Origin of the sequence: Lysinibacillus sp. BNK-21, assembly GCF_048684915.1 — a bacterium.
GTDB lineage: Bacteria > Bacillota > Bacilli > Bacillales_A > Planococcaceae > Lysinibacillus > Lysinibacillus capsici.
Genome location: NZ_JBLQTS010000001.1, coordinates 1442749 through 1469323, shown reverse-complemented (window position 1 = coordinate 1469323; position 26575 = coordinate 1442749). Strand labels below are relative to the sequence as shown.

The 26575-nt window shown below is 37.0% G+C and carries 25 protein-coding genes; 10 read left to right on the top strand and 15 right to left on the bottom strand.

The annotated features are described in order from the left end of the window. Positions 1-129: 129 nt before the first annotated feature. Both ACMGGO_RS07405 and ACMGGO_RS07400 read left to right on the top strand, forming a co-directional pair. Positions 130-579 (top strand): helix-turn-helix transcriptional regulator, encoded by a 450-nt coding sequence (locus ACMGGO_RS07405; protein WP_420281738.1) that lies wholly within the window; start codon positions 130-132, stop codon positions 577-579. Positions 580-839: 260 nt separating this feature from the next. Then, a complete protein-coding gene (locus ACMGGO_RS07400) occupies positions 840-1574 on the top strand; it encodes a metallophosphoesterase (protein WP_269898104.1) in 735 nt (244 codons plus the stop codon). 69 nt (positions 1575-1643) lie between these two features. Here the strand turns inward: ACMGGO_RS07400 and cyoE are convergent, their stop codons facing one another. The 5 genes from cyoE to ACMGGO_RS07375 all read right to left on the bottom strand — a co-directional run bounded on the left by cyoE (position 1644) and on the right by ACMGGO_RS07375 (position 5560). Then, positions 1644-2594 carry a heme o synthase gene (cyoE, locus tag ACMGGO_RS07395; protein ID WP_326140786.1) on the bottom strand — a complete coding sequence of 317 codons (951 nt, stop codon included), beginning with the start codon at positions 2592-2594 and terminating at the stop codon, positions 1644-1646. Positions 2595-2896: 302 nt separating this feature from the next. Then, positions 2897-3550, bottom strand: coding sequence for an alpha/beta hydrolase (locus ACMGGO_RS07390; protein WP_066036432.1), 654 nt, complete (start codon positions 3548-3550; stop codon positions 2897-2899). A 38-nt stretch (positions 3551-3588) separates the two neighbouring features. Next, positions 3589-4146, bottom strand: a complete 558-nt coding sequence (locus tag ACMGGO_RS07385; protein ID WP_420281737.1) for a hypothetical protein — start codon at positions 4144-4146, stop codon at positions 3589-3591. 137 nt (positions 4147-4283) lie between these two features. After that, entirely contained in the window at positions 4284-4985 is a 702-nt protein-coding gene (locus tag ACMGGO_RS07380) for a tetratricopeptide repeat protein (protein ID WP_054548534.1), read from the bottom strand. Positions 4986-5089: 104 nt separating this feature from the next. Then, positions 5090-5560 carry a thioredoxin family protein gene (locus ACMGGO_RS07375; protein ID WP_066036434.1) on the bottom strand — a complete coding sequence of 157 codons (471 nt, stop codon included), beginning with the start codon at positions 5558-5560 and terminating at the stop codon, positions 5090-5092. Between the two features lie 195 nt (positions 5561-5755). On the opposite strand from ACMGGO_RS07375, the gene ACMGGO_RS07370 reads away from it, so the two are divergent. Together ACMGGO_RS07370 and ACMGGO_RS07365 are read left to right on the top strand one after the other, a co-directional pair. Continuing rightward, a complete protein-coding gene (locus ACMGGO_RS07370; RefSeq protein ID WP_420281736.1) occupies positions 5756-8050 on the top strand; it encodes a YhgE/Pip family protein in 2295 nt (764 codons plus the stop codon). A gap of 79 nt (positions 8051-8129) precedes the next feature. Continuing rightward, positions 8130-8642 carry a PCYCGC motif-containing (lipo)protein gene (locus tag ACMGGO_RS07365; RefSeq protein WP_066036436.1) on the top strand — a complete coding sequence of 171 codons (513 nt, stop codon included), beginning with the start codon at positions 8130-8132 and terminating at the stop codon, positions 8640-8642. Positions 8643-8674: 32 nt separating this feature from the next. On the opposite strand, the gene ACMGGO_RS07360 is transcribed toward ACMGGO_RS07365, so the two are convergent. Together ACMGGO_RS07360 and ACMGGO_RS07355 are read right to left on the bottom strand one after the other, a co-directional pair. Next, positions 8675-9094 carry a hypothetical protein gene (locus ACMGGO_RS07360; protein WP_420281735.1) on the bottom strand — a complete coding sequence of 140 codons (420 nt, stop codon included), beginning with the start codon at positions 9092-9094 and terminating at the stop codon, positions 8675-8677. Between the two features lie 304 nt (positions 9095-9398). Beyond that, on the bottom strand, positions 9399-9935 hold the full coding sequence (locus ACMGGO_RS07355; protein ID WP_054548538.1) for a hydrolase: 537 nt from the start codon (positions 9933-9935) through the stop codon (positions 9399-9401). Positions 9936-10330: 395 nt separating this feature from the next. On the opposite strand from ACMGGO_RS07355, the gene serC reads away from it, so the two are divergent. Both serC and ACMGGO_RS07345 read left to right on the top strand, forming a co-directional pair. Then, on the top strand, positions 10331-11419 hold the full coding sequence (serC, locus tag ACMGGO_RS07350) for a 3-phosphoserine/phosphohydroxythreonine transaminase (RefSeq protein ID WP_054548539.1): 1089 nt from the start codon (positions 10331-10333) through the stop codon (positions 11417-11419). A gap of 279 nt (positions 11420-11698) precedes the next feature. After that, positions 11699-12058: a hypothetical protein gene (locus tag ACMGGO_RS07345; RefSeq protein ID WP_420281734.1), complete on the top strand. Its 360-nt coding sequence runs from the start codon at positions 11699-11701 to the stop codon at positions 12056-12058. A gap of 63 nt (positions 12059-12121) precedes the next feature. On the opposite strand, the gene ACMGGO_RS07340 is transcribed toward ACMGGO_RS07345, so the two are convergent. Genes ACMGGO_RS07340 through ACMGGO_RS07330 form a run of 3 tightly spaced genes read right to left on the bottom strand, consistent with a single transcriptional unit; the run spans position 12122 to position 14170 of the window. Beyond that, a complete protein-coding gene (locus tag ACMGGO_RS07340; RefSeq protein WP_048392220.1) occupies positions 12122-12550 on the bottom strand; it encodes a Fur family transcriptional regulator in 429 nt (142 codons plus the stop codon). After that, positions 12547-13410 carry a metal ABC transporter permease gene (locus ACMGGO_RS07335; RefSeq protein ID WP_048392219.1) on the bottom strand — a complete coding sequence of 288 codons (864 nt, stop codon included), beginning with the start codon at positions 13408-13410 and terminating at the stop codon, positions 12547-12549. Before ACMGGO_RS07335 ends, ACMGGO_RS07340 begins: the two co-directional genes overlap by 4 nt. 13 nt (positions 13411-13423) lie before the next feature. Then, positions 13424-14170: a metal ABC transporter ATP-binding protein gene (locus ACMGGO_RS07330; protein WP_048392218.1), complete on the bottom strand. Its 747-nt coding sequence runs from the start codon at positions 14168-14170 to the stop codon at positions 13424-13426. Positions 14171-14335: 165 nt separating this feature from the next. Between ACMGGO_RS07330 and ACMGGO_RS07325 the strand changes: the two genes are divergently transcribed. Then, complete coding sequence (locus tag ACMGGO_RS07325; RefSeq protein ID WP_004227236.1) at positions 14336-14572, top strand: Nif11 family protein; 237 nt, start codon at positions 14336-14338, stop codon at positions 14570-14572. A gap of 44 nt (positions 14573-14616) precedes the next feature. Here ACMGGO_RS07325 and ACMGGO_RS07320 read toward each other — a convergent pair whose 3' ends face one another. After that, positions 14617-15510: a deoxyribonuclease IV gene (locus tag ACMGGO_RS07320; RefSeq protein WP_048392217.1), complete on the bottom strand. Its 894-nt coding sequence runs from the start codon at positions 15508-15510 to the stop codon at positions 14617-14619. A 12-nt stretch (positions 15511-15522) separates the two neighbouring features. Further along, the gene (locus ACMGGO_RS07315) at positions 15523-16824 is read right to left on the bottom strand and encodes a DEAD/DEAH box helicase (RefSeq protein ID WP_048392216.1); all 1302 of its coding nucleotides are present in this window, start codon (positions 16822-16824) and stop codon (positions 15523-15525) included. Positions 16825-17117: 293 nt separating this feature from the next. On the opposite strand from ACMGGO_RS07315, the gene ACMGGO_RS07310 reads away from it, so the two are divergent. After that, the gene (locus ACMGGO_RS07310) at positions 17118-18173 is read left to right on the top strand and encodes a 2,3-butanediol dehydrogenase (RefSeq protein WP_048392215.1); all 1056 of its coding nucleotides are present in this window, start codon (positions 17118-17120) and stop codon (positions 18171-18173) included. 50 nt (positions 18174-18223) lie between these two features. Here the strand turns inward: ACMGGO_RS07310 and kdpC are convergent, their stop codons facing one another. Genes kdpC through kdpA form a run of 3 tightly spaced genes read right to left on the bottom strand, consistent with a single transcriptional unit; the run spans position 18224 to position 22653 of the window. Next, on the bottom strand, positions 18224-18868 hold the full coding sequence (kdpC, locus tag ACMGGO_RS07305) for a potassium-transporting ATPase subunit KdpC (RefSeq protein WP_115674097.1): 645 nt from the start codon (positions 18866-18868) through the stop codon (positions 18224-18226). Between the two features lie 11 nt (positions 18869-18879). Next, positions 18880-20943: a potassium-transporting ATPase subunit KdpB gene (gene kdpB, locus ACMGGO_RS07300; RefSeq protein ID WP_420281733.1), complete on the bottom strand. Its 2064-nt coding sequence runs from the start codon at positions 20941-20943 to the stop codon at positions 18880-18882. Between the two features lie 15 nt (positions 20944-20958). Then, a complete protein-coding gene (kdpA, locus tag ACMGGO_RS07295; RefSeq protein ID WP_054550105.1) occupies positions 20959-22653 on the bottom strand; it encodes a potassium-transporting ATPase subunit KdpA in 1695 nt (564 codons plus the stop codon). A gap of 373 nt (positions 22654-23026) precedes the next feature. Between kdpA and ACMGGO_RS07290 the strand changes: the two genes are divergently transcribed. Further along, complete coding sequence (locus tag ACMGGO_RS07290; protein WP_349531916.1) at positions 23027-25732, top strand: sensor histidine kinase KdpD; 2706 nt, start codon at positions 23027-23029, stop codon at positions 25730-25732. Then, positions 25725-26432, top strand: coding sequence for a response regulator transcription factor (locus ACMGGO_RS07285; RefSeq protein ID WP_004227221.1), 708 nt, complete (start codon positions 25725-25727; stop codon positions 26430-26432). The genes ACMGGO_RS07290 and ACMGGO_RS07285 overlap by 8 nt, the downstream gene beginning before the upstream one ends. The last annotated feature ends 143 nt before the right edge of the window (positions 26433-26575 follow it).

Genomic DNA, 26575 nt, shown 5'->3' with positions numbered 1-26575 from the left:
GACTGTCCATTAGGGGCAGTCTGTTTTAATTTTACGCGACCTTTGCCACTTCCCAAGGTGAAAGAAAAACACGCTTCTTTACTTTCATGTATAATGGAACTTAACAATCTGAAAATAAGGGGTGTTAGGATGAATCGTGAACAATTAATCACACTCGTTTCAGAAAAACTGAAATTAATCCGTACAGAAAAAGCTTTCACACAGGATCAAATGAGTGATTTACTAGGATTATCAAAAAAAACACTTGTCCAAATTGAAAAGGGCCGTATACTAGCTGGCTGGACAACCACTGTTACAGTTTGCACATTGTGTAGAGACAGTACGATTTTACAGCATGAGCTTGGTGGTGATCCATTAGAGGTTGTAGATTTAATCGCAAATAATGGAACATTGCAGTCAAAAGAGAAAACAATGGGTGGATACATATGGTGGAAAAACATTCAGGAGTATGGTGGTTTTCGACTACAGCAAAACGTCATCAGTCAGCATTATCGCATTTTAGACAGCAATAATTTTCGCCTCATTTCAACATTTGATGAACAAATAGCTAAGCAAGCATGGGAAAAACTACAGATATAATTTTTAAGTCAAACAGTAGGAGCATTGCAATTTGCTTCTGCTGTTACGTTTCAAGCATTTCCCTCCTCTCATCACCCATCTTCTCTAGACAAATGAATAAAGCCATAAAAACATCCTTCATATGATAAACATAGTAGTAAGAGAATTGTTTCTTTAAAAATTCTATGAAAAAAGCTAGGAGAAGCTAGAAAAGTCGAAACTTGTAGAATAATTCTCTATACTTAAGGGTAAAGCTGTACTATTAGAAAGGATGCTCGTAAATGAACCGTATACTAGCAATTAGTGACATACATGGAGAATTAGGGCTACTGGAAGAATTATTATTAAAAGCAAACTATGACCCAATGAACGACCAGCTTTTTCTTCTTGGTGATTATATTGATAGAGGGCCCTCTTCTAGTGGTGTGTTAAATTTAGTGAGTGAATTACAGACAAAAGGTGCACGAGTTTTACTAGGCAATCATGAGGCGATCATGCTCAATGCATGCCGTTCAGGTCTTGCTAAGCCATGGAACCATTGGGTAGGGCTTTGTGGTGGTGAGGCAACATTAGCAAGCTATGGCTATCAGTTGGCAGACTTTGAGGAAGCCATCCAAAGTAATACTCTGCCTAGCTTTATTAAAACGCTCCCTAAGCTTGAAGAACATTTACAGTTAATCGAGACATTTGAAATATATATTGAGTTAGAGGATGCTATTTTCGTCCACGGTGGCGTTGTGCCAGGTGCTGCAATAGCCGAAACTGACCCCATGCGCTTACTTTGGATTCGTGATGAATTCCACGCAGGCTATCAAGGGGAAAAAACAGTAATCTTCGGCCATACCCCTACGTATAACCTGCATCATGATCCAACTGATTATCATGTTTATTTCGGAGAAAATAATATTATTGGCATTGATGGTGGAGCTGTGTTTGGCGGACAGTTACATGCATTCGAGTGGCCTAGCCGCCAAATCATTTCTGTCGACAATAAAAAACCAACAAGTAACGAGTAAACTTGTTGGTTTTTATTTTCGTAATTGTTTTCACACAACTTTATTTTTTTCAGGGCAATTTTTGAAAAATTAATATAACTTAAAAATAACTCCTACTAGCGAGTACACAATAACTGTTGAGAATAGTATAGTCATATGAAATAGGGAAAAAACAAACATTTTGGTAGCCCATTTCACTTGATCTTTATTACTATGATAACCGTAAATACTCATCACTAGCCAAGCAACACTTAAAATCAATGCCACAAGCATGATGCCTACACTTAGCGAGCCAAATAAAAAGCTTGATAGAATCAATAGTATTAAATAGAAATTGGTTTGATAATACGTTCGACGCATCCCTTTGATAACTGGTAGCATGGGTACACTGGCTGCTTCATAGTCTACACGTTTGCGAATGGCAATAGCATAAAAGTGAGGCATTTGCCAAATGACCATAACAAAAAATAAACCAAGTATCGCTGGGTGTGTAATATCTGTAGATACAGCAGACCAACCTATTAATGGTGGCACCGCACCACCAATACTACCGATTTCTGTATTATATATCGTACGACGCTTTGTCCACATTGTATAAGGGACTACATATAGGAATACACCTAATAATCCAAATGCCGCTGCTAAAGGTGAAGCAAGTGCCAGCACAGCTACGCCAATAATTAACATTACAACAGCTAATGATAAAGTAGATTTTGCTGACATTTCACCTGTTACAGTTGGTCTGCTTTGTGTACGAGGCATAATTGCATCAATATCACGATCATAGACATTATTAAAGGCCCCCGCAGCTCCAATGACAAGGGCGGAACCGATTGTTGAAAAAATAATTTCTGGTATATTGTCTACAAATGTCATTTTATTTTTGTACATGCCTAGCGTTAAACCAGCCCACATAGGTATTAAATTGGATTTGATAATCCCTGTCTTGACGGTTTGCGCTAAAATAGAAGAACGTGATGACTTCCCTCTTGTTTTTTCGGAGGATAGTGGTTTATGCTCCGTTTTCAGATTTTGTTCCATTCAGCTTAATTCCTTTTCTCCATAATTTCTACACGCTTTCATCGATAGAAAGCGACAAAATTTGCATCTAGCACATCAAATTATTATTTTACCCCTTTTAGTTCTGTTCTGTCTCTCTTTTCACATAAAGTACATGTTTTTCATCTAACAAAGCACGTTCATTCACAACATCTACTATGATACCACCGACTGACGTGAATTTGAACCTTCTTGCCTCGATTCTTCCAAACACTATTGGAGAAAAATAATTTGAATTACGATAGCCAAAAAAACCGAGACAAATTTTTGCCTCGGATTTCCTTTTATTGAATTTCTTCCTGTAGTTGCTGCGCTAAAAATGCTACTAGATCACGTAGATTATCAGGTGTTACACCATGTCCATCTGGGTATTGTTTAAATGTCACCGTGGCACCAAATTGTTCAAAGATCTCCTTGCTTTCCATTCCCCATTGAGAAGGTATTACATAATCATAATCACCGTGCGAAATAAAAGCATGTAAATGTTCTACAGAACGAATAGCATACTCCTCCGTCACAAACTTTGGCGTATAGCCACTTAATGCAACAATACCCGTCACTAAATTCCCCATCACAAAGGCAAGTGATTGTGCTAAAACCGCACCTTGGCTAAAGCCTAAAACAAATACTTTATGAGGATCGATTTGATATTCTTCAATAGCCTCTAATATAAATCGTTGCAATGCAATCAACACTTTATCGAAGATTGCACGATCTGGTTGCCCCACCTCTTGAATGGTAAAAAAAGCATAGCCGGGATGTTGCGTAATTGGCCCTCGTAAGCTAAATATGTGACATTGCTCTTGAAAATCCTGCACTAATTGTGGTAAATCATCTTCATGGCTGCCCATGCCATGAAGCAAAAAAATAGCAGGGTACTTCTTCGTAGGGTCCATATTTGTTGGTTGTGTATGGTTAAAAGTAAATGGTGTATTCATTTAATCAAATTCCTTTCGCGTGAAGCTTTGTAACAAAATTAGTGTAATTTTGTTTTATTAATTAATCCATCTGTATGGTAGGCAATATAGCCATTGACAATTCGTATCGTTTCTTGTGGATCTGCATCAAAGAGTATTTTTGATTGCTCTGGCGTGGATACAAGCACGGTTAATAAATCCATACGCATGGAATGCCCAGCAGAGCTATAGGCATAGTCATAAATAATCGCTTCCTCTGTCATGCCTTCTGTCTCATATTGCTTATGGAATAAATTCTTTGCAGCATCCAATTGCTCTGCCACTTGTTGACGAATTCGCATCTGATGCATTAATAATTCCTCTTCAAGAGCTGATGGCTTTAGCCACTCCTTAGCTTGAAGCATATTTAGAAATTCCTGCTCCCAAGCCTGTTCATTCTCAGTAAAATAAAGCATATTAATCATCAACATGTCCCAAAAGTCCATAGATGTTGGGGCTGATTGTTTCTGCATAGTAATTGTTTCTTTAAAATGCTCTTCCACTTTTGTAATATTCATATTGCGAACTAAATGATTACATACGTTTTCTATAAACTTATTTGCCGCTTCTTGTGCCATAAAAAATCCGTCCTTTATATCTACAAATCATTTTCTTTCTTATCATACCATGATTGTGAAATATGGCAACGAACCCCACTCACTAGATTTTTAAGTAAAAAGGATGGCTCCATATACTTTGGAGACATCCAATTATCTTATGAGAAAACATAGCTATCCATATTGTCGATTGTATTTTGAATAGCAGCTTTCAACGATTTTTGCTCTTCACCACAAGAAGCTAGCGCATCCTCCAATGTCAGTGCAGCATTCGCTATAAATGGGGCCATTTGCAAATCTTTTGCCAATTGAATAAGTACGAGGGCTCTATTCCATTTCCAACGAGGATTTGTTGGATCTAGCTGAATCGCTTGCTCCAAATAACCGAGGGCATCAAATGGCATCCAGCCAAAGCGGTGCATCGTCTGCCCTGTGATCCCCCAGTAGACAGCCTTATTTGGGTTTTCCTTTACTGCTTGCTGAAAACAGTGAACACTTTCATTGTAATGATGTGCGAATAAGAACAGCTCTCCTTGTGTAAAAAAGGATTGCGCTTTGTCAGCTGATGTTCCAGTTTTTGCGACTTCCTCCAATTGCTGAATACGCTTCGCAAATGCCTCTTCATCTTTTATTGCTCGTATTTCTACAACTAGATCTGATTCTGGATAGCTTTCATCAGCTCGTTCCACATGCTGTACTTCGATATGAGCAGTTGGCTTTGGATAACGATCATATTCATATTCTTCTAATAATCGAATATATTTTTGTGCCAATACTTTGTCCTCTTCGTTTGTCACCTGCTTCGCTAATTCATAGCATTTCATCAGTTCACCATTATAAAAATAATCATCCATTGACATTCATCATACCTCCAGTGTACAACTATTCAGTATTTTTAGTATACACTACAAAAACAAAAGAGACCGTATCTAAATAATTATGATACAGTCTCTTCCTTTTCTATTTATTTAACCGTATTTAAGAACGTTCGTAAATCTTCTTCTTTAAGAGCTCCTACAAAGCGATTTACTTCTTTACCATCTTCGAAACGAATAAATGTTGGTGTTGCTTCAATATTATACTTGTCTGTTAGATCATCGTATTCATAGACATTTAATTGTGCAATATCAACACCTAGCTCTTCTGCAATTGGCATTAACACTGGCGTGAAAGCTTGACAGTGTATACAAATCGGGCTGAAGAAATAAGCATTGACAGGCTCACCAGCTTTTATTTTTTCCTCTAACTTGTCTGGCAACATAATGTTTTGATAGTTTTTGTCATCTACTTGATCGATTGTTTCTTGTTTAAGCTCTTTATCGCCATAAAGTTTTTTTGCGATTTCTAACTTACTTTGATTTGAGACATTGGTAAGGACAATAATTGCTGCAAATAAAACAACAATCACTGAACCAATAATTAATAATTTTTTCACTAAAGTAGTGACCTCCTTTTTTACACTAAAAGCCCTAGTTTTAGTGCATTCGCGATTGATTATAAATTGTTTTGAAAACCTAGTAAACTAATTCGCCTTTAAATGAAGATATTTCACATTTATAACATAATTTCAAGTATATTTGGGAACATACATAGTGAGAGTTCATGCAAATTTGAATGTGGGGTGATTATGATGAAAAACTCGTTCCAGCATGTTTTTCAAATTTATACAAAAGATATCCGTAATATTGTCACAAACTGGGTCGTAGCTGTCATTATAGGTGGACTAATTTTTCTTCCATCTCTTTATGCTTGGCTAAATATTTATGCCTCCATGGACCCTTACGCTCACACCTCTAATATGAAAATCGCGATTGTCAATGAAGATACGGGAACCACGGTAAGAGATGAAGCAATTAATGTCGGAAATGAAGTAATTGAGACTTTACGTACGAATAAAAGCTTTACTTGGAAGCTCGAAACAGAGAAAAAAGCTAAGGAACAATTAAAAAATGGTAATTACTTTGCAGTCATAATCATTCCAAATGATTTTTCGCAAAAACTAACCTCTATTTTAACCGACCAACCAACGAAGGCCCATATTGATTATTATGTAAATGAAAAAAAGAATCCTATTGCCCCTAAAATTACAAGTAAAGGAGCGAGCGTACTTACACAGCAGGTTTCGAATGAATTTGTATCCACCGTCAATGGGACACTTTTTTCTATTTTTAATACAATTGGAATTGAAATGGAACGTGACATTCCTGATTTCCGCAAATTCGAAAATTATGTTTTTACTATCGAACAGCATTTACCTGATATTAATTCATTTTTAACGCAAGCCTCTACTCAAGGAAAGGAGGCAAATCAATTACTTAATCAGGCGCTGACACAAGTTCCACAGGTGGAACAACTAACGACAGATGGTTTAACTACCATTCAAAGGGGTTTACATTTAGTGAATGAAGCAGATGCTTTATTTAATGAACTATCCCCTATCATCAAAAAGGATGTCGCAACTGTTCAAAATATTGCCCAACATTTTACAGAAATCATCAATAAGCTCAATCGTATAAATTTTGACCCTGCCTCCATTACGCAAACGAAAGAGGCACTTAAAAATCAATTGTCAACTTCTAAAGACAACATAAACAAGAGTATTCAAACGCTTGAGGCACTGCAAAAATTAATTCAGGCAGATGCTTCTACTCGTAAGCAATTAGAAGACTCTTTAACAACCATTATTGGTTCTTTACAGGAAAGTAATGCAGAAGCGAATCAACCAATCATCGAACAGCTTACAGCCATTCTCGAAGCTTTGGAACATCCACCAAACTTCATTGATTCTACGTCAAATGCGCTTAACTCATTACAACAATTACAGACTCTACAAGACGATTTACTAAATAAAGTGGATCAATTAAAGCCAATTGATAAAGATGTTATCAAGCAAGACATTACAGCTATTCAGCAAATCGCACAAAATGCTACAGCTAATTTACAAAAATTCTTATCCTACTATAACGAAAGTCTAGAGCCACAAATTCGATCTACCCTTACCAGTGCGAAACAAACTTTAACTAACGCTTCTACCATGCTGACAAATGTAAAACAATTCATACCTCAGGCAACAGATAAATTGACACAGGCCAAAAACACGTTAGGAACAGCAAATCAAGCTATTCAAAAAATACAAACTGAATTTCCAACTTTAAGTGCTAAAATCAAAGAATTAGCGAATAAGCTACGAACTTTAGAAGAAGAAGCGGATCTAGCAGAGATTGTGCAATTACTAAAAAATGATGTCAACGCCGAACGTGATTTCTTTGAGGAGCCTATTAAATTAAAGGAACATCGCGTATTCCCTATTGCGAACTATGGAACAGCCATGACACCGTTTTACACAGTACTATCTATTTGGGTAGGCTGTTTACTGTTAATTTCATTATTGTCTGTGAATCTCCATGGAGATACATCTTATAGTATTCGAGAAATTTACTTTGGTCGACTCTTAACTTTTGCAACTTTCTCGTTTATTCAAACTCTCATTATTACAATTGGAGATATTTTCTTAGTAGACGGCTCCATTCAAGCACCTGCCTACTTTATCTTATTTGGACTTTTTATTAGTCTCGTATTTGTAACGGTTGTCTATACACTCGTATCCGTCTTCGGTAATGTAGGAAAAGCATTGGCGATTGTGATGCTTGTGTTACAAATTGCAGGCTCTGGTGGAACCTATCCAGTCGAGTTATTGCCGAGGTTCTTCCAAATAATCAACCCTTTTTTACCATTTACGTATGCGATTGAAATGATGCGTGAAGCTGTCGGCGGAATTATTTGGTCAACAGTCTGGATGGACCTCATCTTCCTATTTGGTTTCTGGTTCATTTTTATCCTGTTCGGATTCTTCTTAAAAAAATTATTGAGCGAGAAAATGGAACATTTCATGAACAAAACACGTGGATTAGATATATTTCACTGATTTTCAACGAGGCGTCTGTAAATGTTTATGAAAACGATGTTATAATGGAAGTATTGTAAACATGTAGGAGGCGCTATTTTTGAAGAAATCGATTACTATTTTTGTTGTATTGGCGTTACTGTTATTAAGTGCTTGTGGAGAAAATAAAAACAGTGCTGAAACTTCTCCTAAAGCAAATGACGCTTCACATGAAGGTCATGACCATGCAGAGGCATCTGGTGATATCCAAGAAGAAACAGCTTCTGCAGACGTCCTACCAACCTTTTTAGAGGGCAAGCAAGAAAATATACGCTTAGTCTATCAAATCGCTGGACAATCAACAGAGATTCTCGAATGGATGCCATGCTATTGCGGCTGCGGGGAATCTGCTGGCCATAAAAGTAATTTAAATTGCTTTATTCAGGAAAAACGTGAGGATGGTTCGATTGTTTGGGATGATCATGGGACGCGTTGTTTAGTGTGCTTAGAGATTGCTGTCCAATCAGCACAACTGCACAAAGAAGGCAAGAGCTTAAAAGAAATTCGTCAGTTCATTGATGACACGTATAAAGAGGGCTATGCAAAACCAACACCAACGGACATGCCTGCATAAAAAAGCAAAGTCGCACATTCGCGACTTTGCTTTTATTGTTTCAGTTGATTTTTCTTTCGTTTACGAAGGATGATATACAGGATAACTGCAATGACAAGGATGAGCCCAACAAATTCTGCAATTAAAACATAGGATATTTCACCTTTTTTAGCTACTTTCCCGTCTTCCTTATCAGTATTTTGATCAACGGCTACTACAAATTGCCCTTCTTTTGTTTCAATCGCAGCGTCTGTCTGTGAATTCGTCTCTTTCAAGTGAGCATAAAAGTTACCTTTTACAGAGGCATTTTCTAATGAATGAATCCATAATAAAGGCTCTTTAAGCTGCCAAAAATTTTTCGTTATGAACACATATTGGCCAATTGCCTCAGGTAAAAACCCTTGTGAGATAAGCTGCTCCGATGTGTGAGGGATTTTTGAGGATTGCTTGGCAAGCCATATTAGCTGTTCCATTTCTCCCATAAAAATGACTGTTTTTTCATAGTCATCATCCTAATTAAAAGTTATTTACCCATAACGAATTCCCGATTTATAATTATAGTATACAACAAATGGAATGGCTAAGTTTTTATATGAGTAATGTCACACATAATCTAGCCCTAAAATAAAAAAGATGCCCAATAAGTGTCTATAGACCCATTAGACATCTACATTTATTCAATCTAACCCAATTTCTTTGTATATATTTCTCTTGAAAGCAAAATTGTTATTACAATGAATGGAATAAACATACCAATTGTTTCAATTTTAATTTGCGTTATTTAACAAGCTTCAAAATGGTTTTAAAATGTTCATGATCTGCACGTTGTAGTAGTTCATACAAGATCATTTCGGTGCTAGTTGGGTAAATACCAAGCGCATGCATCTTTGTAAGCCCAATTTCTTTATTTGCCTTTGTTCGAGAAGATACTGCATCTACAACAACCTCTACTTCAAATCCTTGTTCTTTCAGGTGTCTTGCCGATTGGTACACACAAATATGTGTTTCGATACCTGTCACAATGAATTGAGTACGTCCATTTTCCTTCATCGCCTCTACAAATGCCTCTTCTTGGCACGCACTAAAGGCCATTTTAGGAATCGGTTGCCCTTCTAAATGCTGAGCAATCTCAAGAGCCGTTCCGCCTAAACGACTTGGATTTTGTTCTAGCCATAAAATAGGTACTTCCAGTGCCTGCATTGCTTGTACGAGCTTTGCCACATTTTCAATTACCATTTCACTGTCATCAACAATTGTTGCTAACTTTCCTTGCACATCTACAACTACTAAACAAGCTTTCTCTACTGTAAACATCCTGAACACCTCTTTTTCTTTTCTTTATAATACTATACAAAAACCTGCTTATCTCTCGTAAAGTAATAAGGAGTTTTCTCTAACAATCGATTTTAATGGTTTTGCTTTAGCCTGTAGGTTTCACACTCCCAAGAAGGAAATACCTGTAAATTAAAACACGAACATTATCGTTTTTATGGTAATAAAAAATATTTAATATACGGAAAATATCACTTAATTTCAATAATAACTTTCTATTTGTTCGTTTTTAATGAAAAATACCTGCTTAAATGTGTACATTTTGTTGCGAGTCTGTCTCCATTCTGCTCAAATATTAAGAATTTTATTTTTTCTCTTGAAAATTAGGTTATAATCCAGTAAAGTTCTGTTATTAACCAAACAAGGAGTGTACCACTTTGACACAACGTGCATACAATTTCAACGCAGGTCCATCTGCTCTACCACAAGAAGTATTAGAAAATGCTCAACAGCAATTAGTAAACTTCCGTGATTCAGGTATGTCCATTATGGAAATGAGTCACCGTAGTGCCATTTTTGATGAAGTACATAACGAAGCCATTACTTTATTAAAAAAACTTTATGCTATTCCTGAAAACTATGAGGTACTATTCTTACAGGGTGGAGCAAGCCTTCAGTTTACAATGGTGCCTATGAACTTCTTAACAACTGAGCAAAAAGCTAGCTATGTATTATCAGGCTCATGGTCTGAGAAAGCTTTTAAGGAAGCTAAATTATTTGGGACACCTGTTGAAGCTGCAAGCACAAAAGAAAACCAATACCGCAATATTCCTGCTTTAGAAGATATTCAATTCAATGAAGATGATGCATATGTTCACATCACATCCAATAATACGATATATGGTACGCAATGGAAAAACTACCCTGATACAGGAAATGTTCCATTAGTGGCAGATATGTCAAGTGACATCCTATCAAAACCAGTTGATATTGAAAAGTTCGGAATCATCTATGCTGGTGCTCAAAAAAACCTTGGTCCTTCAGGTGTAACGGTCGTAATTATTCGCAAAGATTTACTTGAAAAAGCCAATAAAAATATTCCGACGATGCTAAAGTATACAACACATGCTGATAGTAATTCACTGTATAATACACCTCCAACATTTGGGATCTATATGCTAGGCGAGGTGTTAAAATGGGTTGAAGCTAAAGGCGGCGTAGCAGAAATTGAGAAACATAATGAATTAAAGGCTAAAGTCATTTATGATGCCATTGACAATAGTAATGGTTTCTACAAAGGCCATGCCACACCAGAAAGCCGTTCTTTAATGAACATTACATTCCGTGTTGCAGATGAGGAGCTGGAAAAATTATTCCTTGTAGAGGCAAAGGCAGCAGGTTTTGTTGGGCTAAATGGACATCGTTCTGTAGGTGGTTGTCGTGCTTCCACTTATAATGCAGTGCCCCTTGAGGCATGTGAAGCTTTACGAGATTTCATGGTAGATTTCCAACAAAAACATCAATAAACTTCTATTTAAAAGATGAATCTTTACAGAAATGTAAAGACTCATCTTTTTTTCGCGCTTGTAGAAGGAAATAAGAAATCTATCCCCATACCATTAGCTTGATTAGATGTTTATAGCAATATCTCAGCTTAGGGCTTTACACATTGCAAAAGTTTTTGAGAAAAATATAGATTTTTAAGCAGCCTATCGGACATATCGCCAGCCTCTAGCTATGCACCAAACATAGATTATTACTGTAAGGGTTACCCTTACGAAACTAGAGGAAGGGAGGTCTAGACAATGGAAGATAAAAGATATATGTCACATATGAACTGGCAAGGCTGTAAATGTCCTAAAAAAGAGGAAAAATGCTGTCAACGTAAAGTTGAAAAATGTCATTGTAAAAAAGAAGAAAAATGTACACCAAGAATGAGCAGCAACTGTAGAGGCTGTATTTGTCACCAATTAAGAAAATTAGAGCTAGCTACTACACTAGATATCTTCTTATCTGGAGGTATTAGCTTCTTAGGTGTGACTTTCATTTCCTTCGATCCAAGAAATTGCTGTGCATACTTCCTTGAGCCAGGTGCAGCAGCTGCTTCTCCTTTAATCGTAGATTGCAATAAAATTGTTGCGATTCGTCGAGTGGCAGTAGCTTAATCCTTTTAGAGGGTAGCCTTCTATAGGCACCCTCTTATTACATAGAAAAAACTCTGTCAACATTTAATGTGACAGAGTGTCATGCTTACAATCAGGGCACTTACCATATATTTCAAACTTATGATTTTCAATTTCATAATCAGGCAATTTTTCACCTAACATTTCCATTGGACAAAGATTAAGCTCTTTGACGTTGCCACAGTCCATACAGATAAAATGATGGTGATGATGCGCAGATTCACAGTGCATACGGAAATTACGTTCCCCGGATAGCTCTGTTTCTTCTAATATCCCAAGTTTCACAAAAGTAGCAAGGTTACGATAAATAGTATCAAAACTCATTCCCGGAAAATCTTTTTTTAAAACATCCAATAAATCACGGGCTGTTAGATATTTATCTGTTGCTGCAAACATATCTAATATTAACTCCCGTTTATCTGTTTTTTTATAGCCATTTTCCTTTAATATTTCCCACGCTCTTGAAATATTCATTGCGCTACCTCCCCCTGCTTTGCAGCCATTTTAAGTGCTACTTTCTTCCCTAGGATTACAAGTAACAAAATCAGAATAGAAGTGACAACAATCGTGCCTCCTGGCGCTAAATCCATATAAAATGCGCTAATTAGACCAATTAGTACAGCTGTTTCTCCAAAAACAATGGCAAAAATGATGGTTTGTTTAAAGCCCTTTGCCAAGCGCATTGCTGCTGCAACAGGCAATGTCATCAGAGATGATACAAGTAAAATACCAACTATGCGCATACTTGCCGCAATGACAAGTGCTGTTACAATCATAAATAAAAGATGAACCCAACGAGCCGGAAGTCCACTAGCTTTTGCATATTCCTCATCAAAAGACAAAACAAATAATTCTTTAAAAAATAAAAACAAAAAGATAATCACAATGGCAGCAATGCCAATCACTACCCATAAGTCTTGACGAGATACAGCAGAAACCGAGCCGAATAAATAACTCATTAAATCTGTGCTAAAACCACTGGCAAGTGAAATAAAGATGGCGCTAATCCCAATACCACCTGACATGATAATTGGAATGGCAAGCTCCTCATAGTGCTTATACAAACGTCTTAAACGCTCAATCAAGACAGAGCCACTCACAGAGGCTAGTATTCCTAGATAAATAGGATTGAGCATTGCTAAGGCTGTCACTGATTGACTAATGTATAAGCTCCCAGCAATTCCTGCAAGTGTTACATGCGACAAAGCATCCGCAATCAAGGATAGCCTACGTACAACAATAAACACACCCAGCAGGGGCGCAAGTATGCCAATTAATAATCCAGAGAAAAAGGCATTTTGTAAAAATTCATAATGTAAAATTGCTTCAATCATATGCCTGCTCCTTCTAATGAATCTTTCTCACGGAATGGCCATACCAAGCGTCTAGCGCATCCTGAGAAATATTATCAAATTCATTTTTATAGCCGTGGAAGTGAATAGTTTGATTCAAACATGCCACATGGCTGATACGATTCGATACCGTATCGACATCGTGTGTGACAAGAATCATCGTAATTCCTTGTTCCCGATTTAATTTCGCCAGCATATCATAAAATGACTGCACATTCTCGTGATCAATGCCGACAGTTGGCTCATCTAAAATGAGCAATTTGGGATTACTGACTAAAGCTCTTGCAATAAAAACACGTTGTTGTTGTCCACCAGATAGTTCTCCAATGTTGCGATTCATATAAGCATCCATGCCAACTGCCTTTAAAGCTTCTTGAACTTTGTCTTTGGCATCTCGGCCAGGTCTTTTAAAAAGCCCTAATTTTTTCGTTAATCCACTTTTCACGACCTCTTGCACGGTTGCCGGGAAGCCAGAATTAAAGGCATTGGATTTTTGCGAGACATAGCCAATCCATTCACGGTGCTTAAAATTTGCACTTGGTTCACCAAATAATTTTATTTCTCCGGATAAAGGTTTCAGCAAACCTAAAATAATTTTTAATAATGTTGATTTTCCCGAACCATTTGGGCCGAGAAGTGCTAAAAAATCTCCCTCTTCTACACGAAAAGAAATGTTTTTTAAAACTTGCGTATAGTCATATTGAAATGACACATTTTCAATGTCAATAAGTGTTGTTTTCATGCATGATCGCTTCTTTCTAATTCAAAATCATTACGATTTACAAATTGTAAGTATAAAGGAAAGTGCAGTTTTTGTAAAGAAAAGAAGATGGATGCTTTTTCGAATAGCTGATTGCAAGTGTATAAATGATTTCGTGAAAATTAATGAGATAAAGGAGGATTGACTTTGAGTATTCAATTTTTACAGCAATTAGCACAAAGCACGGATAAGGAAATTGTCGCGATTGCTCGTGAAGAAGGCTTTAGCATTACGACTTCTGAAGTAAAAAAACTTCGACCTTATTTGGAGCAATTCTCATTTTCTTGGCTATTTTTAGGGATTCCTAAAGATATTCTTGTTGAAGTGGAGGCCGTTTTAGGAAGAAAGCGCTCTCGTCAACTCATCGCCTTGTTTACAAAATAAAAAAAGCCCGAAATCAGAACTAGCCTGATTTCGGGTTATTTCTGTTAGCCTTTTAAAGCTTCAATATGCTCAGGTTTAAAAGTACCACTTCGTAACATATCGATTTCCACTTTATACGGAGCTACCTTAGATTTAGCGTCACTCTTGAGAGGGACAAAGGGTGTTTCTAAAATTTTAGGAACATCCATTAATTGTGGATGGTGTACTACATAGTTAAGGGCATCAAAGCCAATATGACCAAAGCCAATATTTTCGTGACGATCCTTACCTGCACCGCGCACATTTTTGGAGTCATTGATATGCAATACTTTAATGCGTTCCACGCCTATAATTTTATCAAATTCGTTTAATACACCATCAAAATCTTCCACGATATTATAGCCAGCATCATGTGTATGACAGGTATCAAAGCATATAGAAAGTCGCTCGTTATTCGTTACACCATCAATAATTTTAGCAAGTTCTTCAAAGGAACGTCCACATTCCGTCCCCTTCCCTGCCATGGTTTCTAATGCAATTTGAACGGGATAGTCCTGAGATAATACCTCATTTAAACCTTCAATAATTTTAGCAATACCAGCATCAGCACCAGCTCCTACATGGGCACCAGGGTGTAAAACAATTTGCGTTGCCTCCAGTGCAGCAGTACGTTCAATTTCCGATTGTAGAAAATCTACACCGAGACGGAATGTTTCTGGTTTTTCCGTATTGCCAATATTAATAATGTAAGGTGCATGTACAACAATATTGGTCATCCCATGCTCTTTCATATGCAGGAGTCCATTCATAATGTTTAAGTCAGCAATGGCTTTGCGACGTGTATTTTGCGGTGCTCCAGTATAAATCATAAATGTATTGGCTCCGTATGACAGTGCCTCTTTACTAGAGCCAAGTAGCATTTCTTTCCCGCTCATCGAAACATGTGAGCCAAGTAACATGTAAAAGCCCCCTTATTTTTTACCGCGTGCCTTTAAGCGACGTTCACGTTTTTTAATTTTTTCCATTTCCCACTTCATATTACGTTTATAGCCAGGTTTTACCTTTTTAGGCTTACGTACCAACGCTTTTGCTTTCACATCAATTTCATTCTCTTGCTTCACACGATTTTTACGGGCATGACGCTCTTTTAACTCTGACCATTCGCCATCTTTTACATCTTTTTGTACAAAAGGAATGCCCATTTTTTCTACGCGAACTACTGCATCCTCATCTGATGGCTCAAATAAAGTAATGGCTGTCCCTTTATTGCCTGCACGCGCTGTTCGACCAACGCGGTGAATAAAGAATTCTAAGTCTTCTGGAATCTCGTAGTTAATAACATGAGAAATGCCTTGGATATCAATACCACGAGCAGCTAAGTCAGTTGCTACAATGTATTGGTAGTCAAGATCACGGATTTGCTTCATCATTTTTTTACGATCACGTGGACTTAAATCACCGTGAATTTGGCCACAACGGATACCATGCTCATTTAAATAGCCAGCAACGTGTTCTGCTGTCTTACGTGTGTTGGTAAAGATAACAGCTAAAAAGGGATTAATGCCCTCAATGACTTCTAATAAACGTTTATTACGAGATTTTGAGCGCACTGGTACAAGTACAAAATCGATACCTTCTGCCACTGGTCGTTTATCATTCATATGGACATGCACTGGTGCTTCCATGTATTTCTTTAAAAACGGCTGAAGTTTTTCTGGTATTGTTGCAGAGAAAACATACATTTCAAGCTTTTCGGGCATCTGTGAAGCAAATCCATCAATCTCTTCAATGAAGCCCATATCAAAAGCTAGATCCGCTTCATCGACAACTAAAATTGGTGCTGTATGCACAAATAGCGCTTGTGCTGAAACAAGGTCACGAATACGTCCTGGTGTTCCAACAACAATTTGTGGCTGTGTTTTTAATTTATCAATGGAGCGTTGTTTGTCCGTACCCCCAATAAATAGTTTTGCTTGAATAGCTGTTCCTTCTATTAATTGATTTAATGCATCAAAAATTTGCTGTGCTAACTCTCGTGTAGGAGAAGTAATAACGGCCTGTACTTCCTGTTTTTCTACATCAATACGTTGAACAATTGGAATTAAAAAACTATGTGTTTTCCCTGTTCCTGTATGTGCCTGTCCAATAGCACTTTTCCCTTTTAATAAAAGCGGAATAATTTCTTTTTGAATTGGTGTCGGTTCTGTAAAGCCAAGATTTGCAATGGCGTCCTGCAAAAATGGCTGAAAATTATAATCAGTATATTTTGACATCATTCGTTCCTCCTAACATCTTTTTCATTGTACCATGATTCGAACTTTAAGGTATATTTACGTCCTATTTCTTACTAGCATAAACATATTTTTAATGTTTTATTATCACCGTAACAAAGCCCTTATCAAAGGTACTTGAAATACGCAGAATATGCAATCATAAAAGCGCTGTAACAATGTTCGAAAACGCTTGTAATATGTAATTTTTATGTCAATTTATAGGGAACTAATGATTAGCAGATTCCCCACATGTTATGATAGAGCTGTAAGATATTATGGGAGGTTGGTAGATTATGAAAGCAGCAAGATGGTATAAAGCAAAAGACATCCGTGTAGAAAACATTGAAGAACCAGTCATCGCACCTGGAAAAGTAAAAATCAAAGTACATTGGACAGGGATTTGTGGCAGTGATTTACATGAATACGCAGCTGGGCCAATCTTTATTCCAGTGGAGCAACCTCACTATGTAAGTAAAGACATCGCACCTATTGTAATGGGACATGAATTTTCAGGTGAAGTAGTTGAAATTGGCGATGGTGTTACATCTGTTAAAATCGGTGATCCTGTAGTAGTAGAACCAATCCTTGCATGTGGCGAATGTGCTGCCTGTAAAAAAGGTAAATATAATATTTGTAAACATTTAGGTTTTCACGGTCTTTCAGGCGGTGGCGGTGGATTCTCCGAATATACAATGGTAGATGAAAAAATGGTTCACAAAATGCCAGAAGGGCTTTCTTATGAGCAAGGAGCACTTGTTGAACCAGCAGCAGTCGCTTTACATGCTGTGCGTCAAAGTAAATTAAAAGCCGGTGACAAAGCTGCCGTCTTTGGAACAGGACCAATCGGGCTACTTGTCATTGAAGCATTACGTGCAGCGGGCGCATCAGAAATCTATGCTGTAGAGCTTTCAGCAGAGCGTGCCGCAAAAGCTTTAGAACTTGGTGCAACAGCCGTCATTAATCCTAAAGAGGAAGATGCCGTTGCGCGTCTACATGAATTAACAAATGGTGGTGTAGATGTTGCCTTTGAAGTAACGGGCGTTCCTGTGGTATTACAACAAGCTATTGACTCAACAACTTTTGAAGGTGAAACAATCATCGTGTCGATTTGGGAGTCTACAGCTGCTATCCAACCGAACAATATCGTTCTATCAGAGCGAACAGTCAAAGGAATTATTGCCTACCGCGATATTTTCCCAGCCGTAATGGAGCTGATGACCCAAGGTTACTTCCCTGCAGACAAGCTTGTTACGAAACGAATTGCTCTTGATGAAGTGGTAACAGAAGGCTTTGAGGCATTAATGAAGGAACGTAATCATATTAAAATTCTTGTAAATTCTCAAGCATAAAATACGATCAGGTAGAGAATAAAGCATTTCTCTACCTGATTTTATAGTTATTATTCTTGTCTATTATCCATTTTTTTCATGATAGTTAAATTCGCCATTAGAACGTTCACTTTATTTTCTCCAAAGATTCCTAGTGTTCGTTTCTCCGTATTTTCTTCAATGATTTTTTCAATCTCTTCTTCTGAAAGACCGCTTGCTAGGGCAATGCGCTTCACTTGAATGTTTGCAGCCTTCACACTAATATGTGGATCCAGCCCTGAGCCAGAAGCTGTCATTAAATCTGCAGGTATATCTTGGCGTTTTACTGTTGGGTTTGCAAGTAGAAACTTCTTGATATCTGCTTCAATTCGCTTCTTCAATTCTGGATTAGATGGTGCATAGTTAAAAGTTCCAGAAGTCACACCACTATAATTTAACTGACCATTTTTGTCTGGTACCGTATCATCCTCAGTATAAACATTGTAATGAATGGCTGAAACACGTCCCCAGAAATATGATGGTGCTGAAAAGGATTGACCGATCAGTTCTGAACCAACAGCTTTACCATTGATTTCTAGTAAACTACCATTTGCTTGATGATGGAGTAATCCTTGAGCTAAAGCAGTCACCGCAAAAGGATAGATTAGCCCACACAGTATAAACATTGTTATTGTAATCAGAATTGCTTGCTTTAAGTTCATAAATAGTTTTCGCATGTACCTTCCTCCTATAGCCCAAAACTACGGCATAGTGGACCAACTAGTATGTCAATTAACTTAATCCCAATAAAAGGAGCTATAATACCACCTATACCATAGACTAATAAATTTTTATTCAAAAGTTTTGTAGCACTCATTGGTTTATACGTTACTCCCTTTATTGCAATTGGAATTAACAAGGGAATAATGACTGCATTAAAAATTAAGGCAGAAATAATCGCACTTGTTGAAGAATTAAGTTTCATTATGTTTAATGCGCTCATCTCAGGTACAGCCACCATCAACATAGCAGGTATGATGGCAAAATATTTTGCTATATCGTTAGCGATACTAAATGTTGTTAAAGCGCCACGTGTCATCAGAAGCTGCTTCCCTATCTCTACAATTTCAATAATTTTAGTTGGATTTGAATCTAAATCAACCATATTAGCTGCTTCTTTTGCTGCATTTGTACCTGAATTCATTGCAAGACCAACATTGGCCTGCGCTAACGCTGGTGCATCATTTGTACCATCACCAGTCATTGCTACTACCTTCCCTTGTGCCTGTTCATCCTTAATGACTTGAATCTTATCCTCAGGTTTGCTTTCTGCGATAAAGCTATCTACTCCAGCTTCCTTTGCAATGGCTGCTGCTGTAAGTGGATTATCTCCTGTACACATAATGGTTTTAATCCCCATTTCACGAAGCTGTTCAAAACGTTCCTTTAGTCCAGCCTTGACAATATCCTTTAGATAAATAACGCCTAAAATTTTATCATTCAGTGCTACGACCAGAGGCGTCCCCCCTACTGTAGATACTTGTTGAACCAGCAACTCTAGATTTGAAGGAATACTGTACCCTGCCTTCAAACTCTCTCTTTTTATCGTATCATAGGCACCTTTTCGAATTTTTGTGCCATCCACCCTATCCAAGCCACTCATTCGTGTTTGTGCAGTGAAGGGAATATGTTTACTTGTCTGGATAATGCTTTTTTCACCGTCCGTATTCACCCCTAATTCGCAAGCAAGCGATAAGATAGATTTTCCCTCAGGTGTATCATCTGTTAGAGAACTAAGCCATGCAGCTTGCATTAACTCTTCTCTGGCAACTCCTTTTACTGGTAGAAACTCAGCTGCCATTCGATTGCCATATGTTATCGTGCCAGTCTTATCTAAGATTAATGTATCCACATCTCCACAGGCTTCCACCGCTCTCCCAGACATTGCAATGACGTTAAATTGTGTTACCCTATCCATACCTGCAATACCAATTGCGGATAATAATCCACCAATCGTTGTAGGAATTAAACAAACTGTAAGTGCTATTAATGTTGCGATAGAAATTGGCACATTCAAATACATAGTCATTGGATAGAGGGACACTACCACTAACAGAAAGATAATTGTTAAACTTACTAGAAGTGTATTAAGGGCTATTTCATTTGGTGTTTTTTTACGGCTAGCCCCTTCAATTAGCGTAATCATTTTATCCAGAAATGATTCGCCAGGCAATGAAGTAATTTCAATCATCAACCAATCACTCGTAACCGTCGTACCACCCGTAACGGATGAAAAATCTCCACCTCGTTCTTTTACAACAGGGGCAGATTCACCTGTTATTGCCGATTCATCCACAGTAGCAATGCCATCAATGACTTCCCCATCATTTGGAATTACCTCTCCAGCTTGAACTAATACAATATCTCCTTTTTTTAGGTCATTGGCCTGTTTAAGGATTTCCGTACCATCATGAAGCAACACACGAGCCTTTGTCACTGTCTTTGTTTTTTTTAAAGTTTGAACTTGTGCTTTACCTCTTCCTTCTGCAATTGACTCTGCAAAATTAGCAAATAGAATTGTAACAAAAAGTAGGATAGCAACTATTCCATTGTATAATCGAGCGTGTTCTTCAACTACACTCCCAAACATATTTGGAAAAAGAACTAATAGCACCACAAACAAAAATCCTACTTCTACAACAAACATAACAGGATTTTTTAGCATATAAGTGGGACTAAACTTTTTTAAAGCGTCTATCATTGCATTTTTCAGCATCTTACTTGTCAAAAAACTCTTTCTTACTGTTTCCATATGCTCTCTCCTCCATTAAGAATAAAGTTGTAAATGCTCTGTAATTGGACCAAGTGCTAAAGCTGGTAAAAATGTTAGGGCACCAATCATTAAAACGATAGCCACTAGTAAAAAAGTAAAAGTAGTATTATCCGTTTTTAATGTTCCTATTGAATCACTGTGCCAAAATTTTTTGGCAAGTAGTGACGCAATCGCAAGTTGAATGATAATGGTTAAATATCGTCCAAAGAACATTGCAAGTCCTGTTGTTACGTTCCAAAATGTGGAGTTATCTGCTAACCCTTCGAACCCTGAGCCGTTGTTGGCAGAGGCTGAAGCAAATTCATATAAAACCTGTGATAATCCGTGAGCACCTGGATTCGTTATCCCTGCTATTCCTGTTGGTGTTACAACTGCTAGTGCTGAAAATAGCAAAATAATAGCCGGATGAATCAAAATGCATAGAGCAATTAATTTCATTTCTTTCTCTTCAATCTTTTTACCTAAAAACTGAGGAGATCGCCCAATCATTAAACAGGCAATAAAAATTGTTAGTAGAACATACATCATCATGTTCATCAGGCCGACCCCTTTACCACCAAACACAACATTTAGCATCATATTAAACATCGGTACTAGACCCCCAAGAGGCGTCAATGTATCGTGCATATTGTTAACAGATCCTGTTGTAAACGCAGTAGTGACAGTGGTAAATAATGCTGATTGTACTACTCCAAAACGCATTTCTTTTCCTTCCATGCTCCCTAGCTCCTGTGTTATACCGAGTTCACTTATAATTGGATTACCAGCCTTCTCTGCTATGTACACAGTCACTAATCCGAGTAGAAACAATATACTCATTGCTGCAAAAATAGCTAAACCTTGTTTTCCAAAAATAGTTTTCTTTTTTCTATAAGCAATCATCAAACTAAAGGCAACTACACAAGCGCCCGGCAATAGCATCATCGATAACATCTCCACTATATTTGAGAGAACGGTTGGATTTTCAAAAGGTGTTGTTGAATTGGCTCCGTTAAAGCCCCCACCATTCGTACCTATATGCTTAATCGATTCTAGAGAAGCAACAGGTCCAAGTGCAATATCTTGTAATTTTCCTTCGATCGTTTGTACTGTTTTATTTGCACTTAAGGTTTGTGGTGTCCCTTGAGATACTAAAATAATGGCAACAATGATGGAGATAGGCATTAAAATACGCGTAATAACACGAACAAAATCAATAAAGAAATTCCCAATAGTATCTGTTTTCGCAACAAGGCGACGACAGAACGCCATACAAGCTGCATAACCAGTAGCTGCAGATGTAAACATCATGAAGATAATGACTAGCATCTGTGATAAATAACTGAGTCCAGATTCACCGCTATAATGTTGAAGATTTGTATTGGTTATAAAAGAAATAATCGTGTTAAATGAAAGTGTAGCTTCCATATTGCTAATATTATTTGGATTTAAAAACAGGAATGATTGAATGCGCAACAAAAAATATCCAATAAAAACCATAATTGCATTTGTAAGTATTAATGAAAGTACATATTCTTTACCATTCATATCTACTTGTTTAATGCCACACAATTTATAAATTACTGCATCAACTTTGTCTAAAATAGGATCAAGCCATGTTTTTTGATGTAATGTTACCCGATATAGATAATGCCCAGTTAAGATAACGAGCGGTAAATAAATAATTAATACTATGGCTATTTGCCACATAGTGCATTACCTCCTAACAGCCTTTAATAATTTTCAGGACAAAGTAATGCATGCCCTAGATAACCAAACAAGAATACAAGTACAATCCCGATAAAAATCCACATTCCTATCTCCTCCTTATTGCTCATCCACTAGCTTGAAGCACCATGTAGTTAATGACAAAAGACTTCCGAAGCTTATCAGTAACAATACACCCATATAAAAGTCCATCAATAAAATACCCCTCCTTCATTTAGGTTGTTTTCATCATACTGACTTTCAAATTAATGTAGTGTTAGGAAATCTACTTTTCTATTAAGAAAGCATAAAGAGGCAAAATCTTTATACTTTCTTAATGGGAGTTAACGCTATAATACAAATGAGGTGAACGAGGATGGAAAATACACGTCCAACTCCTGAGATGTTTTTAGCAAGACTTCAACAGGAGCAACAAATTTTAGGGAATTTAAAAATCTTTCTCGGTTATGCTGCTGGAGTAGGTAAAACTTACGCAATGTTAGATGCAGCACATCAAGCTCAAAAATTAGGTAAAGATGTGGTGGTTGGCTATGTAGAACCACATCCTCGTCCAGATACGTTAGCTTTACTAGAAGGGCTTGAGCAAATTCCGACGAAAAAAATAACCTATAGAGGAAAAGCTTTTTATGAATTAGATATTGATGCCGTATTGCAGCGCAAGCCAGAAATTGTTCTTATCGATGAATTGGCACATTCCAATGTTCCAACAATGCGGCACAAGAAGCGTTTTGGAGATGTTGAAGAACTACTGTCAAAGGGGATTCATGTTTATACAACTGTAAATATTCAACATATTGAAAGCCTTCATGACTTAGTAGAAGAAATTACTGACATTAAAGTACGAGAGCGTATCCCTGATTACTTAATTGATCAAGCATCTCAAATAAAAGTTGTAGACATTGAACCAGATGAGCTAATACAACGCCTACAAGAAGGTAAAGTTTATGCAAAGCAACAAGCGGAAAAAGCACTGCATTCTTTTTTCCGTAAACAAAATTTAGTGTCATTACGAGAAATCGCATTACGTAGAGCAGCGGATACAATCAACTATAAACAAATAAACAACCATGAATCTGTCAAACACCCTGTACAAATTGAAGAACACCTACTAGTTGGTATCAGTAGTTCTCCTACAAATGCAAAAGTTATTAGAACCACTGCAAGACTTGCACAAGCATTACACGGTAAATTTACTGCTCTTTATGTGCAAAACCTGCAGGAGCAAGAAGGAAGTAGTGCAAATTCAGAACGATTACAACAACACATTAAACTTGTGGAACAGCTTGGCGGCCATGTCGTCATCGTTCAAGAAGACGACGTAGCAGCAGCCCTTGCTAATTATGCACAAATTAGTGGGGTCACGAAACTTGTTATCGGACGAACAAGTATGAGGAAAAAATGGTGGCGACCAAGCACAAAAATAAGTGACCGCCTGAATGAATTTGTTCCGAACTTAGCCTTACACATAGTACCAGATCAAGAAAATGAACCATTTTATTTTCCTAGTATAAGTAATAAATTATCATTTGAATGGCTTGATTTGTTCAAAATGTTTATCGTATTTTGCTTCATATCAATTGTCGGCTTATATCTATATTCAATAGGTATAAGCGAGTCAAACATCATTACAATTTACATTTTAGGGGTCCTCATCCTTGCTATTTGGTCAACTGGATCGATGATGAGTATTATTAACTCCATTATTGCTGTCTTACTTTTTAATTACTTTTTTACAGAGCCTCGATTTTCATTTGATGCTTATCATCGTGACTATCCAATGACATTTTTTATCATGTTTATCTCTGGCGTAATTACGAGTAGCTTAACAAAAAAGATAAAGGAGCAAACCATTATAGCCATTCGTAAATCTTATCGAATGGAGGTGCTCCTTGAAACAAATCGTAGGCTTCAACATGCTAAGTCTATTGAAGAAATAATAGTTGAAGGCATGTCTCAAATTGTTAAATTAGTAGAAAAGCCTGTACAATTTTTCGAAATAAGTAACCAGGTAATTGAGAAATCATCTTTCTTTCGTACTGAAACAATGTCTAGTAGTGAAAATCAAAAAATAGCTGTACTTTTCGATAATCCAAATGAATGTGGTGTTGTTAGTTGGGTTACAAATAATAGGCATGTAGCAGGTGTATCTACAGACATCTTTCCTGAAGTGAACGCTTATTATATACCTGTTATTTCTAATGGAGATGTGAAGGGTGTTATAGGTATTGCCCTATCTAAAGTCTCCCCATTGCCTGCATTTGAGCGCAATATTTTGCACGCCATTATTAATGATTTTTCATTCGCTTTGGATAAATGGTATTTACAGAAACTTAATGAGGAAGTAGCGCGAGAAGCTGAAATGGAACAGATGCGAGCTAACCTTTTACGTGCAATCTCTCATGACCTTAGGACACCACTCACTGCTATCTCTGGAAATGCAGATATCTTACTCAACAATGCACCACTAATACCAGAGATTGAAAAAAATAAATTGTATGAAGATATTTATAAAAATTCAAAATGGCTTGTACAAATGGTTGAAAATTTACTAGCTGTATCTAAGTTAGAGGATGGGCAATTTGCGTTAGAAATGCAAATTGAACTAGTAGAAGATATTATTCAAGAGGCACTTTCCCATGTTATTCGTCAAAACAATACACATAAAATATCTTATGAAATTAAACCTGAGTTTTTATTTGCTTTAATGGATGCTCGACTCATCATACAAGTTTTCATTAATATTATCGATAATGCATTGACTTACACCCCACCAGGTAGTGCCATTACGATCATAGTGAAAGAATCAGATGGATTCGTAAGTTTTAGTATTTCTGACAATGGGCCTGGAATCGATGACGCTTTAAAAAGTAGCTTGTTTGAACCATTTACAACTGGAAAAGTACAACGCAGTGATAGTAGACGTGGTCTTGGTTTAGGCTTAGCACTCTGTCAAACAATTTTAAAATTACATGGTAGTAGCATAAACGTTTCAGATAATAAACCACAAGGAACGATTTTTAACTTTTCGCTGAAAAAAGGAGTAATGAAATTTGATGAGTAAAAGAATTCTAGTAGTTGAGGACGATGTAGCAATTGCCAATTTAATTAAAATGACATTAGCGACAAACCATTATGAATTCGACATTGCACGTGATGGTAATAGTGCCCTTCAAAAGGCTCTTACCATAAAACCTGACGTTTTTATTTTAGATTTAGGTCTACCAGACATAGATGGCGTAGAACTAATCACAAAAATTAGAAGTTGGAATCAAACACCAATTATCGTCGTAAGTGCTCGTGGAGAAGAACATGATAAAATTAATGCTTTGGATGCAGGTGCAGATGATTATGTAACAAAGCCATTTAGTGTGGAAGAATTATTAGCAAGAATTCGGGTTGCCTTAAGAAGAATGGCCTATGAACAACCACTTGAAAAAGAGAATCCCATTTTCACAAATGGTTATCTTCAAATTAATTATGTTGATCATACAGTATTTGTAAATGGAAAAGAAATACATGTGACGCCGATTGAATATAAACTTTTAATTGTTTTATCCAAAAATGTTGGGAAAGTTCTAACACATAATTATATTTTAAAGGAAATCTGGCAAAACGCTCTTCAATCAGATGTTCCAAGTTTACGAGTTTTTATGGCTACACTTCGAAAAAAAATAGAAGTTAATCCAGCACAGCCCAAACTTATTCAGACACATGTACGGGTAGGCTACCGAATGCTTCGCTATCATGAAGAGGATGAATGAATATGGAGCCTAAGGTCTAGCTGTATTTGGACTTCTACTCTACAAATTCCATATTACATTTTGCTTTTATGTAGCTTTATTGAACCCTCCTATTAGCCTTTGCATATCATAGCTATAGTCAGGTATGTCATCAATGAAAAACA